The organism is Roseovarius sp. THAF27, assembly GCF_009363655.1.
Taxonomy (GTDB): Bacteria; Pseudomonadota; Alphaproteobacteria; order Rhodobacterales; family Rhodobacteraceae; genus Roseovarius.
This window is the reverse complement of record NZ_CP045393.1, coordinates 1,786,926-1,800,491: the sequence shown is the minus strand read 5'-3', so window position 1 is coordinate 1,800,491 and position 13,566 is coordinate 1,786,926. Positions and strand designations below refer to the sequence as shown.

At 64.3% G+C, this 13,566-nt stretch carries 15 protein-coding genes; 8 read left to right on the top strand and 7 right to left on the bottom strand.

Going from position 1 to position 13,566, the window contains the following annotated elements; all coding sequences use genetic code 11:
• The first annotated feature begins 18 nt into the window (after nucleotides 1-18).
• From FIU89_RS08975 to FIU89_RS08965, 3 genes are read left to right on the top strand one after another with little or no spacing between them, the layout of a single operon-like run.
• The gene (locus tag FIU89_RS08975; protein ID WP_254701837.1) at nucleotides 19-1,122 is read left to right on the top strand and encodes an ABC transporter ATP-binding protein; all 1,104 of its coding nucleotides are present in this window, start codon (nucleotides 19-21) and stop codon (nucleotides 1,120-1,122) included.
• Nucleotides 1,123-1,126: 4 nt separating this feature from the next.
• Nucleotides 1,127-2,332 carry an SRPBCC family protein gene (locus FIU89_RS08970; RefSeq protein WP_152492280.1) on the top strand — a complete coding sequence of 402 codons (1,206 nt, stop codon included), beginning with the start codon at nucleotides 1,127-1,129 and terminating at the stop codon, nucleotides 2,330-2,332.
• Nucleotides 2,329-3,105, top strand: coding sequence for a methyltransferase domain-containing protein (locus FIU89_RS08965; RefSeq protein ID WP_152492279.1), 777 nt, complete (start codon nucleotides 2,329-2,331; stop codon nucleotides 3,103-3,105). Before FIU89_RS08970 ends, FIU89_RS08965 begins: the two co-directional genes overlap by 4 nt.
• Before the next feature lie 79 nt (nucleotides 3,106-3,184).
• Here FIU89_RS08965 and FIU89_RS08960 read toward each other — a convergent pair whose 3' ends face one another.
• Complete coding sequence (locus FIU89_RS08960; RefSeq protein ID WP_254701836.1) at nucleotides 3,185-4,198, bottom strand: extracellular solute-binding protein; 1,014 nt, start codon at nucleotides 4,196-4,198, stop codon at nucleotides 3,185-3,187.
• On the opposite strand from FIU89_RS08960, the gene FIU89_RS22240 reads away from it, so the two are divergent.
• On the top strand, nucleotides 4,182-4,355 hold the full coding sequence (locus FIU89_RS22240; protein ID WP_172977967.1) for a hypothetical protein: 174 nt from the start codon (nucleotides 4,182-4,184) through the stop codon (nucleotides 4,353-4,355). The genes FIU89_RS08960 and FIU89_RS22240 overlap by 17 nt on opposite strands.
• Before the next feature lie 39 nt (nucleotides 4,356-4,394).
• Here FIU89_RS22240 and FIU89_RS08955 read toward each other — a convergent pair whose 3' ends face one another.
• A complete protein-coding gene (locus FIU89_RS08955) occupies nucleotides 4,395-5,786 on the bottom strand; it encodes an aminotransferase (RefSeq protein ID WP_254701835.1) in 1,392 nt (463 codons plus the stop codon).
• A gap of 253 nt (nucleotides 5,787-6,039) precedes the next feature.
• Between FIU89_RS08955 and FIU89_RS08950 the strand changes: the two genes are divergently transcribed.
• Together FIU89_RS08950 and FIU89_RS08945 are read left to right on the top strand one after the other, a co-directional pair.
• Nucleotides 6,040-6,663: a TetR family transcriptional regulator C-terminal domain-containing protein gene (locus FIU89_RS08950; RefSeq protein WP_254701834.1), complete on the top strand. Its 624-nt coding sequence runs from the start codon at nucleotides 6,040-6,042 to the stop codon at nucleotides 6,661-6,663.
• Between the two features lie 178 nt (nucleotides 6,664-6,841).
• The gene (locus FIU89_RS08945; RefSeq protein WP_172978065.1) at nucleotides 6,842-7,756 is read left to right on the top strand and encodes a glycosyltransferase; all 915 of its coding nucleotides are present in this window, start codon (nucleotides 6,842-6,844) and stop codon (nucleotides 7,754-7,756) included.
• Between the two features lie 16 nt (nucleotides 7,757-7,772).
• Here the strand turns inward: FIU89_RS08945 and FIU89_RS08940 are convergent, their stop codons facing one another.
• The 3 genes from FIU89_RS08940 to FIU89_RS08930 are packed head-to-tail and all read right to left on the bottom strand — an operon-like array spanning nucleotide 7,773 to nucleotide 10,322.
• Nucleotides 7,773-8,720 (bottom strand): GNAT family N-acetyltransferase, encoded by a 948-nt coding sequence (locus FIU89_RS08940; RefSeq protein WP_152492275.1) that lies wholly within the window; start codon nucleotides 8,718-8,720, stop codon nucleotides 7,773-7,775.
• Nucleotides 8,717-9,646 (bottom strand): hypothetical protein, encoded by a 930-nt coding sequence (locus FIU89_RS08935; RefSeq protein ID WP_152492274.1) that lies wholly within the window; start codon nucleotides 9,644-9,646, stop codon nucleotides 8,717-8,719. Before FIU89_RS08935 ends, FIU89_RS08940 begins: the two co-directional genes overlap by 4 nt.
• Before the next feature lies 1 nt (nucleotide 9,647).
• Nucleotides 9,648-10,322, bottom strand: a complete 675-nt coding sequence (locus FIU89_RS08930; RefSeq protein ID WP_152492273.1) for an acetyltransferase — start codon at nucleotides 10,320-10,322, stop codon at nucleotides 9,648-9,650.
• Between the two features lie 115 nt (nucleotides 10,323-10,437).
• On the opposite strand from FIU89_RS08930, the gene FIU89_RS08925 reads away from it, so the two are divergent.
• Nucleotides 10,438-10,848 carry an FdtA/QdtA family cupin domain-containing protein gene (locus FIU89_RS08925; RefSeq protein ID WP_152492272.1) on the top strand — a complete coding sequence of 137 codons (411 nt, stop codon included), beginning with the start codon at nucleotides 10,438-10,440 and terminating at the stop codon, nucleotides 10,846-10,848.
• On the top strand, nucleotides 10,845-11,939 hold the full coding sequence (locus FIU89_RS08920; protein ID WP_152492271.1) for a DegT/DnrJ/EryC1/StrS aminotransferase family protein: 1,095 nt from the start codon (nucleotides 10,845-10,847) through the stop codon (nucleotides 11,937-11,939). The genes FIU89_RS08925 and FIU89_RS08920 overlap by 4 nt, the downstream gene beginning before the upstream one ends.
• Nucleotides 11,940-11,949: 10 nt before the next feature.
• Here the strand turns inward: FIU89_RS08920 and FIU89_RS08915 are convergent, their stop codons facing one another.
• Both FIU89_RS08915 and FIU89_RS08910 read right to left on the bottom strand, forming a co-directional pair.
• Nucleotides 11,950-12,816, bottom strand: a complete 867-nt coding sequence (locus FIU89_RS08915) for a glycosyltransferase family 2 protein (protein WP_152492270.1) — start codon at nucleotides 12,814-12,816, stop codon at nucleotides 11,950-11,952.
• Nucleotides 12,803-13,525 (bottom strand): glycosyltransferase family 25 protein, encoded by a 723-nt coding sequence (locus FIU89_RS08910; RefSeq protein WP_172978064.1) that lies wholly within the window; start codon nucleotides 13,523-13,525, stop codon nucleotides 12,803-12,805. Before FIU89_RS08910 ends, FIU89_RS08915 begins: the two co-directional genes overlap by 14 nt.
• Between the last annotated feature and the right edge of the window lie 41 nt (nucleotides 13,526-13,566).

Here is a 13,566-nt window from a genome sequence, read left to right as displayed (position 1 = left end):
ATGAGCGGAACGAGTGACATGCAAGACGATAAGACGCCGATGATCGAGATTCGCGACGTGGTCAAGAAATTCGGCAGTTTCACGGCGCTGCACGGCATCACCGCCGATATCCGCGAGGGCGAGTTCTTTTCGCTGCTGGGCCCGTCGGGCTGCGGCAAGACGACCCTGTTGCGCACCATCGCGGGGTTCGAGCCCACGACCACCGGCACCATCGCCATCGACGGCAAGAACATGGAGGGCATTCCGGCCAACGACCGGCCCACCAACATGGTGTTTCAGAGCTACGCGATCTTCCCCCACCTGAACGTGGAGGAAAACGTGGGCTATGGCCTGAAGACGCGGAAGATGCCGAAAAAAGACATCGCCCGCGAGGTGGCCGAGGTTCTGTCGCTGGTGGACATGGAAGGCTATGGCAAGCGCAAGGCGCACGAGCTTTCGGGTGGTCAGCGTCAACGCGTGGCGCTGGCGCGCGCGCTGGTGATGAAACCCAAGGTGATCCTGCTGGACGAGCCGCTGTCGGCGCTGGACAAGAAGCTGCGCGACCAGATGCAGGTGGAGCTGCGCAGCCTGCAACGCTCTATCGGGATCACCTTCATCCTGGTCACCCACGACCAGGAGGAAGCGCTGATCATGTCCGACCGGATCGCGGTGATGTTTGAGGGGCAGATCGAGCAGCTGGACACGCCCGAGGGCCTGTACCGGCGCCCGGTCAACAAGCGGGTGGCGTCCTTTATCGGGGTGATGAATTTCCTGTCGGCCAAGGTGACTGATCAGACCGGCACGCACCTGACGCTGGATATCGACGCCCTTGGCAAGGTCGAGCTGCCGCGCGACGGTCTGGGCGACGACATTACCCCCGACAGCATCGGCACCGTCGGCGTGCGGCCCGAGATGCTGACGGTGCTCTTCGACCAGAACGACTGGTCGCAAAACAAGGTCGAGGGCGAGGTGGTCGATACCGAGTATTACGGCGACATGACCTATTACAAGGTGCGCCTGCCCGGCCGGGACGCGCCGCTGAGCATCTCGATGCGCAACACGGCGGGCCGGTCGGTAGTTCCGCCCGGCAGCCCGGTCACGGTTGGCTGGGGGGCGGAATCGATCGTCGTATTCGGGGATTGATCCGATGCATGTCACCGACCTGATCGACGCCCAGCAGGACGGCCACGCGATGGCGCAGGCGTTCTATACCTCGCCTGCGGTGTTCGAGGCGGACCGCCGCGCGGTCTTTGGGCGCGAGTGGATGCTGGCCGGACACGTGTCGGAGATACCGGACTGCGGCGACTACCTCGTGTTCGATATCCTCAAGGACAGCGTGATCGTCTGCCGCGACAACGATGGCGACGTGCGTGCCTTTGCCAATGTCTGCAGGCACCGGGGCTCTCGCCTGTGCATCGAGGCACGGGGGAACGTGCGGCGTCTGACCTGCCCCTATCACGCGTGGGTGTTCAACCTGGATGGCAGCCTGTTCAGCGCGCGGATGCTGGAAGAGCATCACGACAAGAGCGCGCTGGGGCTATTTCCTGTTGCGGTCGAGATCATGGAAGGGCTGATCTATGTCTCGCTGGCCGACGATCCGCCGGATTTCGCACCGATGCGAACGCACCTGACGCCCTGCCTGGCACCATTCGACCTGGCAAACACCAAGGTCGCACACCGCGAGATCTATCCGGTTGCCGCCAACTGGAAGCTGCTGCTGGAGAATTACAACGAGTGTTACCATTGCACTCCGGCGCATCCGGAATTCTCGCGCAGCCATGCCACCCACATGTCGGACGAGCGCGTCACACCGTTAAACGAGGCGATGGCGGCCCGATCGGCCGCCTGCAACGTTCCCACCGATTTCATCGATCGGGTCGGAAAGCACGCGCCTGCGCCCGGGGCGGATTATGCCTATAACCGCTATGCCCTTTACGACGGGTTCCTGACCGGAAGCGAGGACGGCACGCCGCTGGCGCCCTTGCTGGGGCAGATCGGCGGCCATGACGGCGGCGCGTCGGATGTGTATGTGGGGTTTCTCAACCCGATGCTGCTCTATTGCGATCACGCGGTGCTGTATCGGTTTCTGCCCATCGACACGGACACCTGCGCGCAGGAGATCATCTGGATGGTCCATGCCGACGCGCGGGCGGGCCGCGACTATGACCTGGGTCGCCTGACATGGCTGTGGGATGTGACCACGAAGGCTGACAAGCGCATCGTCGAGGACAACGCGCGCGGCGTGGCATCGCGGCACTACGTGCCCGGCCCGCTGGTGCCGATGGAGGGCTATCTCGCGCGCTTCATCGACGCCTATCAGACCACCCTGCGGCAACACGAGGCCCGGACATGAGCGACCTGAACTACGATGACCGCCACATCGCCTTGCTCGAGGCGCTGTGGGGCGAGGGATATCTGTCCTCCGGAGGGCCGGAGGAAGTGGCGCGCGTGGTCGAGCACGCGCCGGTCGCGGGCGCCCGGATGTTGGATATCGGCAGCGGCTCCGGCGCTATCGCCATCTCGCTGGTGCGTGATCATGGCGCGGCGCATGTCACCGGCATCGACGTCGAAGCACCCGTCTGCGCGGCGGCGCGGCGTCGGGTCGAGGCCGCGGGGCTGAGCGACCGGATCGCGATAGAGCTGGTCGCCCCCGGCCCCCTGCCCTTTGACGACGCGACGTTCGACGTGGTGTTTTCCAAGGATTCGATCATTCACATTCCGGACAAGGAGGCGCTGGCCGCCGATGTCTTTCGCATCCTCAAGCCCGGCGGCTGGTTCGCCGCCTCCGACTGGCTGATGTCGCATGACGACGCCCCCTCGCCCGAGATGGCGGCCTATATCGCGATGGAGGATCTGGATTTCGCCATGGCCTCCCCGGCGCGATACGAAAAGGCGCTGGCCGATGCGGGGTTCCGGCACATCGCGCTGACCAACCGCAATCGGTGGTATCTTTCGCTGGCGCGGGAGGAACTGGCCGGTTTTTCCGGCCCGAAGCGGCCCGAATGGGAAAAGGCGCATGGCGCGGACCTGATCGCGTCGTCCATCGAGACATGGGGCGCGATGATCAAGGTCCTGGAAACCGGCGAGCATTGCCCGCATCACCTGCTGGCGCAGAAGCCCGGCTGACCGGGACCACCTGCCCCAAGAAACGAAAACCGCCGCACCCGGATGGCTGCGGCGGTCTTGTTTCGGATATGGCTCGGGGTCAGAACCCGGCCTTGATGTTCTCGAATTCCGCGATCATCTTCTCGCGCATTTCCGATCCCGGAGGCGCCTGCCAAAGGGTGTTTTCACGCAACGACTCGTTGCTGTCCAGCCCGACTGATTTCAGCATCTCCTGGTCCATTTCCGCCATCTGCGCAGCGTTGGAGTGGCCGTAGCCCCAGGCGTTGACGATGTAATCGGCCGTCTTCGGCTCCAGCCATGCGTTGATGAAATCGTAGAACTTGTCGTCGGACCCTTCACCATCCTTCAGCTTGACGTAGCCGCAGACCCAGCTTGACGCGCCTTCCTCGGTGTCGCGTTTCATCGCGATTGGATGGCCCTCGCCGCTCATGGTGGCCGAGGTTTCGTTCCAGGCCCAGGCCAGCTCGACCTGGCCCGATTGCATCAGCTGCGCCAGTGACGACGAACTGTCCCAGTAGGACAGCACGTTCTGATGCACCTTGCGCAGGAAGTCGGAGGCTTTCTGGAAATCCTCGTCCGTGGCGGTGGTCCAGTCCTGCACGCCCGTGGCCAAAAAGCCGAGCGCATAGGCGTCATCCACGCTGTCGCCTATCGACACCTTTCCCATCATCGACGGGTCGGCGAAGATCTGCAAAGAACTTACCTGCTCTTCCGTCAGCTTGTCGGTGTTGTAGGTCAGCGCCGTGTTGCCCCAGTCCATCGGGACGAAGTAATATTCGCCGTCCTTCTTGTAGGCTTCGATCTCGCGGAATTCCTCGTTGAGGTCGTCCCAGCGGTCGATGCGCGAGGTGTCGAGCGGCTCCAGCAGGCCCGCCTCCATCCATTTCGGCACCGACTGCGAACAGGGGTGCGCGGCATCCGCCTTGAAGCCCGAGCGCAGTTTCTGGAACGCCTCTTCTTCGTCGCCGAAGAAGGCGAAGGTGGGCGGCGCGCCGTGCGCCTCGGTATAGGCGGTGTAGAATTCGGGGTCCTCGTAGCCGGCCCAGTCGAACACCGTCAACTCGGGATCCTGCGCCATGGCCGTCGATGTCATCAGCGCGGCAGCTCCGGCGAGCGCGGCAATCTTCAATCGTGACGTGATCATCCATTTCTCCCTGTTTCCTATTGCACCGGCCCGTCCGGCACGGATGCGGCAGGCCTCTGGCTGCAAAGGCTACGGGGGAAAGCCGGTTGACACAACGTTTATTTGAGCGCTCAAATAATACGCGTGCCAGGCACCGGGCGGCGCGTCAGTCCGAGGCCATCTGCGCGGTCACGTCTTCCAGAGCGTCCTCGAGCAGGTCGAACATTTCGTCCACCTGCGCCTCGGTGATGATCAGCGGCGGCGAGAAGACCGCCATGTTGATGAGGGGTCTCACCAGGAGGCCGCGCTTTTCGCAGGCCTCGTCCAGCAGCGCGCCCAGCTTGCGCTCGGCCGCGAGCGACGTGCCAGGCGTGTCGGGCCGCCCCTCGATACAGCCCAGAAGGCCCATGCCGCGCAGGTCGCCGACGATGGGAAACCTCTCCAGCGCCCGCAGGCGGGCCTGGAACTTCGGCGTGATCGCGCGGGCGTGGTCCAGAATGCGTTCTTCTTCCATGATCTCGATATTCTTCAGCGCCGCGACACAGCAGACCGGATGCGCCGAATAGGTGTAACCGTTGGAAAACAGCACGTTCTCGTCCGGCCCGGTCATCCGCTCCATCACGCTGTCCGAGATGATGCAGGCCCCGAGCGGCAGGTAACCCGATGTCAGCCCCTTGGCGCAGGTGATGATGTCGGGCACGATCCCGAACACGTCCTCGGACGCGAACCAGTGGCCCAGCCGGCCGAAGGCGGTGACGACCTCGTCGGAAATGTAGAGGATGTCGTGCTTGCGGCAGATTTCGAGCGTGCGCTTGTGATAGCCCTCGGGCGGGATGATGACACCGCCGGAACACAGGATCGGCTCGGCGATGAAGGCACCGATCCTGTCGGCGCCGAGCTCGGCAATCATGTCTTCCAGATCCGCGACCTTGGCGGCGCACCAGTCCTCGACGCTCATGCCGTCGGGGCGGGTGTAGGGGTTCACGTCGGGGAGAAAGCGGACCAGGCGTTTCTCGACGTCGAAACGGCTCTTGTCGCGTTCCTTGCCGGTCACGGTCGAGGCCAGGTAGGTCGAGCCGTGATAGCCCTTTTCGCGGGCAATAACGATCTTCTTGTCGGGCCGGCCCAGGGCATTGTTCATGAAATGCATCGTGCGCAGGGCGGTGTCCACGGCGGTGGAGCCGCCGGTGGTGAAGAACACGTTGTTCAGGTCACCGGGCGCCAGATCGGCGATCTTCTTGGCGAGGATCGTCGAGGGATCGGTCGTCGTGGTCCAGGGCGAGGTATAGGGCAGCCGCATAACCTGTTCGGCGATGGCCGCCGCCATGTCCTTGCGGCCGTAGCCGATATTGACGCACCACATGCCGCCCGGTCCGTCGATATAGCGCTTGCCGTCGGCATCCCACAGGTAGATGCCCTCGGCGCTTTCGATCGGGTGATAGTCGCTCTCCTGCCAGGCATCCATGGCCGCCCAGGGGTGAATCTGGTGGTTGCGGTCCCATTCGTTCAGAAGGTCCGGCGAGGTGCCGTTGGTCATGGTGCGGGGAAGCGTTGTCATGTCGTGCTCTCCAAAGTCGTCAGAACGCCCCGGGCGGTGTCGCGCGGGCGCGGTCGGGCCGCCTTGGCCCGCCCCGGGCGAGGATCGCGTCACGTGTGTTCCCGGTCATGCGCCGTTTTCCTGAGCCTTGGCAACAGTCATAGCGAAGGGCCGATTTGGCGTAAAGTTTTTTTGAGCGCTCAAACAAAAACAATTAGAATGACATTGCCGTGCCGGTATGGAAAAAACGGCACCACCCTGCGGAGGAACGGGATTGACGCAAGAAACCACGAAAAGCACCGAAAAGCCACGCAAGGAGCGCAAGGCGAACGCGGACAAGCGCCGGCGGCAATTGCTGGAGGCGACGCGGCGCTCGATCATCGAGCACGGGCTGGCCAGGACGACGCTGGCCACTGTCGCGGCGGAGGCCGGGCTGTCGCAGGGGGTCGCGGTGTTCTACTTCAAGTCCAAGAACGGCCTGCTGGTCGAGACCCTGCGGGCGCATTACGAGTTCTACGACGACACGTGGCGCGCCGCGCTGTCACAGGCGGGGCCAGACCCCATGGACCGCCTGATGGCGCTGATCACGGCGGATTTCTCGGAAGATGTGTGCTCGGCGGAATCGCTCTCGCTCTGGTTCGCATTCTGGGGAGAGCAGACATTCGTGCCGCAATATGCCGAAGTTTGCCGCGAGTTCGACCGTGACCGCGTGGCGGCGATACGCGAAGCCTGCGCCGCGCTGATGACCGACGCGCCCGAGGAAGAGGTGCACCGGGTGGCGCAGTGGATCGACACGCTGACCGACGGGTTCTGGCAGAACCTGCACCTGCAACCCACGCGCATGACCCCGGCAGAGTGTCTTGCCTCGACCCGCGCGATGATCGACGCGCTGATCTGAGCCGGGCACGGCGGCGGGCGGACGGGTCCGTGCGCCGGGTCGCGCGACGGCAATTGCACGAACCGGGGCGCAGGGCGTTGATGGGAGGGATGTCATCTGCTACGCGGTTCGAGGTGACTTTCCCAACTTGAGCCCGGGCCGACCGATGCCAACGCCGCCGAAGGCCACATGCCTTCTCTTGACCTACCAACAGCAGGACCATGTCGCCGAAACGGTGCAATCCGCGCTGCAGCAGGACTGCGCGCCGATGCAGATCGTTCTGTCGGACGACGCCTCGCGCGACGATACGTTCCTGCGCATGAAAGAGGTGGTCGACAGGTATGACGGGCCGCACGAGGTCGTTCTGAACCGCAACGAGACCAACCTGGGCGTCAACGAGCATCTCAGGAAATGCCTCGAGATGTGCCGGGAGGACATCATCATCGCCGCCGCCGGCGACGACCTCTATTACCCGCACCGCAACCGGCGGATCCTCGAGGCATTCGCGGCGCACGACCCGCTATTGGTGTTCTCACACGCGGATGTGACCACGCTGGACGGGGCCCCTGCCCCGGCGCTGTATCGCAAGGCGACGTTCTATTCGACCACCGACCCGTTGGCCGCCGCGAAATCCCTGTCGCTCTACCTTGGGGCAACCTGCGCCTGGCATCGGTCACTGTATCGCAAGTACGGGCCGATGATGTTCGACAATACCTTCGAGGACCTGATCCTCGGGTTTCGGGCCGCTCTGGAAGGCCGGGCGCATTTTATCGACGAGGCGTTGCTGACATACCGGACGGGATCGGGGCTGACCAACACGAAACCTCAGCGGTTCACCGCAGAAAGCTACCGGACGCAGCGCCTGCGCGAGATCGAAAGCAACACTTGCGTCTATCGCCAACGCGCGGCCGACGCAAAGACCTTCGGGCTTGGCCCCGATCACGAAATTTCCAAACTTCTGGCCGACCGCGTGGCCGATGGAGAGGTGCGCGCCGCCTTTGTCGAGAAAGGCTGGGCGGGCCTGGCACCGTATTTCGGCCGTCACCCGCTGCAGGCCATCTCGCGCGGCGTGTCCGAGACCCGGCGGCGCAAGAAGCGCATGGCCGCGGCCTGACGCCTGATCCCGCGCCTCAGCCGAGGTCCCACCGATATTGAGGAATAGCGAGGCTGCGCGCGCCGAACATTTCCTTCTGGCGGGACAGCCCGACATTCAATTCGCGGCCTTCGGCCGTGGTCGAGATGCCGAAGCTGAACCAGTCGCGGTCCGCGAAAGTGTCGTTGACAAGGGTCTGCACCACCAGATCCAGCGCGCCGAGGTCGCGCCCATCCCCGGACGAGGCCATGTACTGGCAATGCACGGTGCGCCCGAAATCGAAGAGGACGACACCGGCCAGCATGCGCGCGTCCTCGAAGGCCGCAAATAGACGTATCCGCTTGGGAAAGGCGGCATTGAGGCGCGTGATCTCGTCCAGCGAATGGGTTGGCCGTGCGTCGTGGCGCTGATCAAGAACCTCGCCCAGGATATCCCAGAAGGCGGCAAAATCGGTGGTCTCAGAGGTTGTCAGCCCCGCCTTGGCGGCCTTCTTGGCCCCGTATTTGCGGCCGCTGCTGAATGACAGCTTGCGGCGCAGGGGAATGGCCGCGCTCAGGTCGGTGCGGACCTGCCGGGCGCCGGCGTTGCAGAGCGCGTAGATATCCGCCTCGGCGGGTTGTGCGTGGAATATATGCGGCACCGGCTTGTAGTGCAGCGCCCCGATCCCCTGCCTGAGAAGGTCGTCGCGCAGGCTGGCGAAAATCTGAACCACCTGTGCGGCCGAGGTCGCGGGCTTGACCAGCAGACCACCGAAGGTCAGGCCGCCATGGGATTGCAGCGTGTCGTCCACCCGGTTCGCGGGCAGGCAGGCGATGATCTTGCCGTCGCTTTCGAAGATCAGGGAATGATCGTCGAAACGGTCGGAATGGTAGTCCATGAAGCGGCGGTCATGCAGGAACGTGCCGTTGGTCGCGGCGGCAACGAAGTCGTTCCACGCAACGGAAAGATCCGGCGTGTAGCGCCTGATTTCGATGTCGTCGCTCATGCCGCCTGCCACTTCGCCAGGCCGACACCGGTGCGCCCCATGTCGTTGCCGTTGTAGAACAGGTACCGTGCCCCGTCCGGCGCCCTGATATGCGCGGGATAGCAGGTCATGTCGCTGTCCCAGCTTCCGGGCGATCCCAAGGGCAGCTCGACATCGTCCGTGCGGGTGAATGCAACGCCGTCCGGCGAGGTAAAGCGGAAGGCCGCATATTGCTTGGCGCGGGTGTCGGAGGTCGCGCGCAGTTCCCATGTGCCGTCCTCCAGCCGGGTCGCACGGGGGCGGCCGATGCGGTACTCGTCGCCCGAGGGCGTGATGATGCGCTGGGCGGCCGCGTTGTCGAAGCTCACGCCGTCAGGGCTGGTCAGCGTCCAGCAATCGTAACGGGGATAGAGCCGCCCGCCGATCTCCTCCCACCCGTCGCCACGGGAAATCCATGCGCGAAAGCTGCCATCCGGCAGTCGAGCGATCGAGTGCAGCGCGCCTATGAAAGGCCCGTCCGGGCAGCGATCAAGTACGGGCGTCGCGCTGACCCGTTCAAAGCTGTCGCCACGGTCCCGGCTGATGGCGAGGCCGGTGAAGGCAAGGAATTTCGCCTTTTCCACCAGCTGGAAGCCCACGTAATACAGCCGCAATTCGTCCGGCGCGACCTCGATCACGTCGCCCAGGATAAGGCCGTTGTCGTCGAACATGCCCGGTGCGCCGAGGTCCAGCACGGGGGCCGAGGAACTGGCCTTGACCCGGGTGGGATCGTCGGCGGCGACATCGACCCAGCCGATGCGGCTGATGCCGTGTGCGTCGCGCATCCCTCCGAAGATCCGTATCGTCTGCTCGTCGCGCAGCCACGGGCATGGCGTCATGAAGGAATGCTGCGCCCAGTCGAGGCTTCCGTCGGGGCTGAAGACATGTCCCTGTTTCACCCAGGCCATATCAGGGCTTGATCCGGTAGTAGCGGTAGGAGGACACCTTGGCGGCCTCGGCCGGATTGCCGTTCAGAATCAGGCCCGGTGTGTCGAAGCTCTTGGTGACGGCGGCGGCCATGCCGACAAGGCAATCCTCGGCCAACTGCACATTGTCGGCCAGGGCGGCGTTCACGCCCAGAAAGCTGCGCGCGCCAATGTCGCAATAGCCAGAAACCACGACATGCGAGGACAGGAAGCAGTTTTCCCGGATGCGTGTCTGGTGCCCGATATGGTTGCCCGACCATAGCACGCAACCATCCTCGATCGTCACGCCATGCTGCACCACGTTGTTCTCGAAGATAAAGACGTTCTCGCCCAGTTCGGCGGTGCGCCAGACCATCGCGCGCGGGCTGATGAAATTGGCAAGGTGGTATCCGTGCGCCTTGGTCGCCTCGATCAGGCGGGCGCGGATCCGGTTGAGCTTGGTCGAGGTCACCGCCACATGGGCGTCGGTCCTGGCCGGATCGAAATGCGACGGGGCCTCTTCGAGCGGGACCACGGGAAGGTCGAACTTGACGGTTTCATCAAGGTACTCGCGTTCCACCGCGAACCCGGTAACCGTGTAGTCGCTGTCGACGGTGAAATACTCATAGGCGATATCCGCGAACTCGCCGGCTCCCACGATCAGGATATCTTTTGACATTCCAAACCTTTCTGTGCCCGGTGGTCCGGGCCGTCTCTCTTCGGTGCCCGGCTATTTCAAATCGTCGTTGCGCGGTTTATAAACATGGACCAATGCAGAAGCGAGTCGTAATCCCTTGCCGCTAAGTGACTGTCGCCTAATAGATTTACCCAAGGTTTCGGACGCGCGGGGCAACCTGACCTTCGTCGAAGGACACAATCACATCCCGTTCGACATCAAGCGGGTCTACTATCTTTACGACGTGCCCGGCGGCGCCGACCGGGGCGAGCACGCGCACAAGGACCTGCACCAGTTCGTGATCTCGATGTCGGGCAGTTTCGATCTGCTTCTGGATGACGGGTTCGAACAGAAACGGTTCCAGCTGAACCGTCCCTACTACGGCATCTATGTCTGCCCGATGATGTGGCGCTACCTGGACAATTTCTCGTCCGGGTCGGTCTGCATGGTTCTGGCGTCGGGTCCCTATGACGAGGACGATTACATCCGCGACCGCGACGAATTTCTCAGAGCGGTGGGGGCGGCGTGAAGGTCCCCTTCCTCGATCTGGCGGCGGCCCGCGCGGGCATCCAGGCGGAGCTCGACCGCGAATTGCTGCGGGTCGCGCAGTCCGGCAGCTATGTCATGGGCCCCGAACTGGAGCGTTTCGAAGACGCCTTCGCGGCCTATGTCGGCGCCGGCGTCTGTATCGGGACGGCCAACGGGCTGGATGCGCTGCACCTGGGGCTTCGCGCGCTGGGCATCGGCCCGGGCGACGAGGTGATCGTGCCGTCGAACACCTATATCGCGACCTGGCTTGCCGTCAGTCAATGCGGCGCGGCGCCGGTGCCGGTGGACCCCGTCGAGGACACGCACAACATCGACCCCGACGCCGTCGCCGCTGCGGTCACCGGGCGGACCAGGGCCATCCTGCCGGTGCATCTCTACGGTCAGCCGGCCGACATGGACGCGCTGAACGCGGTGGCCGAAACCCATGGGCTGAAGGTGCTGGAGGACGCCGCCCAAGCGCATGGCGCGCGCTACAAGTCGCGCCGTGTGGGCAGCGACGGCACCGCGGCGTGGAGCTTTTATCCCGCCAAGAACCTGGGCGCGCTGGGCGATGCCGGGGCGCTGACCACATCGAATGACGACGTGGCGCAGAGTGTCAGATTGCTGCGGAATTACGGCTCGGAACGGAAGTACGAAAACGACATCCGTGGATTCAACAGCCGTCTCGATCCCCTGCAAGCCGCCGTGCTGGCGGTCAAGCTGCGGGTTCTGGACGACTGGACAGAACGTCGCCGCGCCATCGCGCGCGACTATTCCGATGCCTTTTCCCGCGCCGGGCTGCACGTGCCCTACGTGCCCAACTGGGCCGAGCCGGTCTGGCACCTTTACGTGCTGCGCCACCCCGACAGGGATCGGTTTCAGGCGCGACTTGCCGAGGCCGGCATCGGGACCGTGATCCACTATCCCATCCCGCCCCACCGGCAAAAGGCCTATGCCGACCTGGGCCATGCCCGGGGCGCATTCCCCGTGGCAGAGCGGCTGGCGAGCGAGGTCATCAGCCTGCCCATGTGCCCCGGCCAGACCGACGCGCAGACCGAGTATGTCATCCGGCAGGTCGTGGACCTCGCCTGAGCCGGCCGGCTTAGCCGCCGGTTTGGCGCAGCGCCGCGATCATCCCGGCAAAGCGCGCGGAATATTTCCGCCTTCGCCGTGCCGAGACGATGGTTGCCGGTGACAGGGTGCGCAACGCCGTCTTCAGCACCGCCGCGGCGCAGTTGGCGCGCAGCCCGTGTTTGCGCGCGGTGTAGATCTGGGAATACCCCCAGTGCCAGTTCTTGATGCGCTCGGCTTTCACCGACCCGCCCGAGGAAGCGCCCCCGGCGTGGTGCACCGCGGCGTCAGCCACATAGACCAGGCGGCCCTGGGATCGGGACAGGCGCAGGCTGAGATCGTCGTCTTCGAAAAACAGGAAGATCGCGGGGTCGAACCCGCCAACCGCCTCGAACGCGGCCCGGCGCACGAAAAGCGCGGCGCCCGACAGAACCGGGACGACCGTGTCCCCGGTCAGCTCACGCTTGGGCAGCCATTGGGCGCGATCCACAAGGTCGCTGCGGCGTTTGACGACCGCCCTGCCCTCGTGGTCCAGGATCCGGGGGTTGAATCCCGCCGCGTCGGGGTGCCGCTCTGCCGCATCGACCAGCTGTTGCAGCGTGTCGGAACACAGCGTCGTGTCGGGGTTGAGAAACAGAAGGAATTCGGTGTCGACGCCGTCGGCGCCCCGGTTGCACGCGCTGCCAAAGCCCAGGTTGCGCGTGTTCTCGACAAGCCGTGTCGGCCCGCGCCGCGTTGCCACGAGGCGGTGTAACTCCGCGCGGTCCTCCGACGCGTTGTCCACGATCACGACGGGCGTCGCGGGCGGCACGGAGGCCAGCATGTCGGGCAGGATCTCGGTGCTGTTATAGGCGACCGTGACAATCGTCACGCGCGCTTCGGCATCATTTCGAGGCATGCGAGTGCCGTCTTGCCAAGGCACGGATCCTGTGCCGGTAAAGCGGCCGCAGGATTTCACGGCGCAGTTTTTGCAACAGGCCCTCTTTGCGGCCGATCATGCTGCCGCCAAGCTCGGCAGAAATCTCGCGCACGCCGGACGGCCATACCGTCGCCACGCGGACATTGTGCACCCATTGCATCTGCAGGAAATTGTCCACCGGCCTGTCGAAGCGCTCGGACGCGGCGAGCAGCGCACGGGCGGCATCGCGCGTGACCAGTTGCGCGACCATGCCAAGCGCGATCCGGTCGTGGACGTGCAGCCCGATCTCGTCCGACGTGGCGATTTCCTTTGTCCGCTCCTCGCGCAGCTTTATGGGGAACCGGATGAAATCCCCCGGTTGGATGTTGGCCAGGGCGAGGTTCAAAGCCCTGGGAAAAACATCCTCCTGAAGGTGCAGGTCGTCTTCGAGGACAAGCGCGGCCTCCAGATCGTCATCGAGGATCCTCTGCCAGCACGCGCGGTGGCTGTGAAAGGCGGCGATCTCTGAGGGGCGCATCGTGAAGGGATAGGTCGGACGCATCAGTTTGCGGCGATAGGCGTCGGCGTGGGCCTCGCTCATCTGCTGCCCGTCGACGGCGCTGACGACGTGGCACGCAAGCGGGACGGCCTGCATCATGGCTTCGACCTGCGGCAAACGCGCCTCGGCGCGCGCAAGGTGGATGATCATGCACTCGGCTTCCACTGCCCCGGCCTTTCCGCGTAGATGCA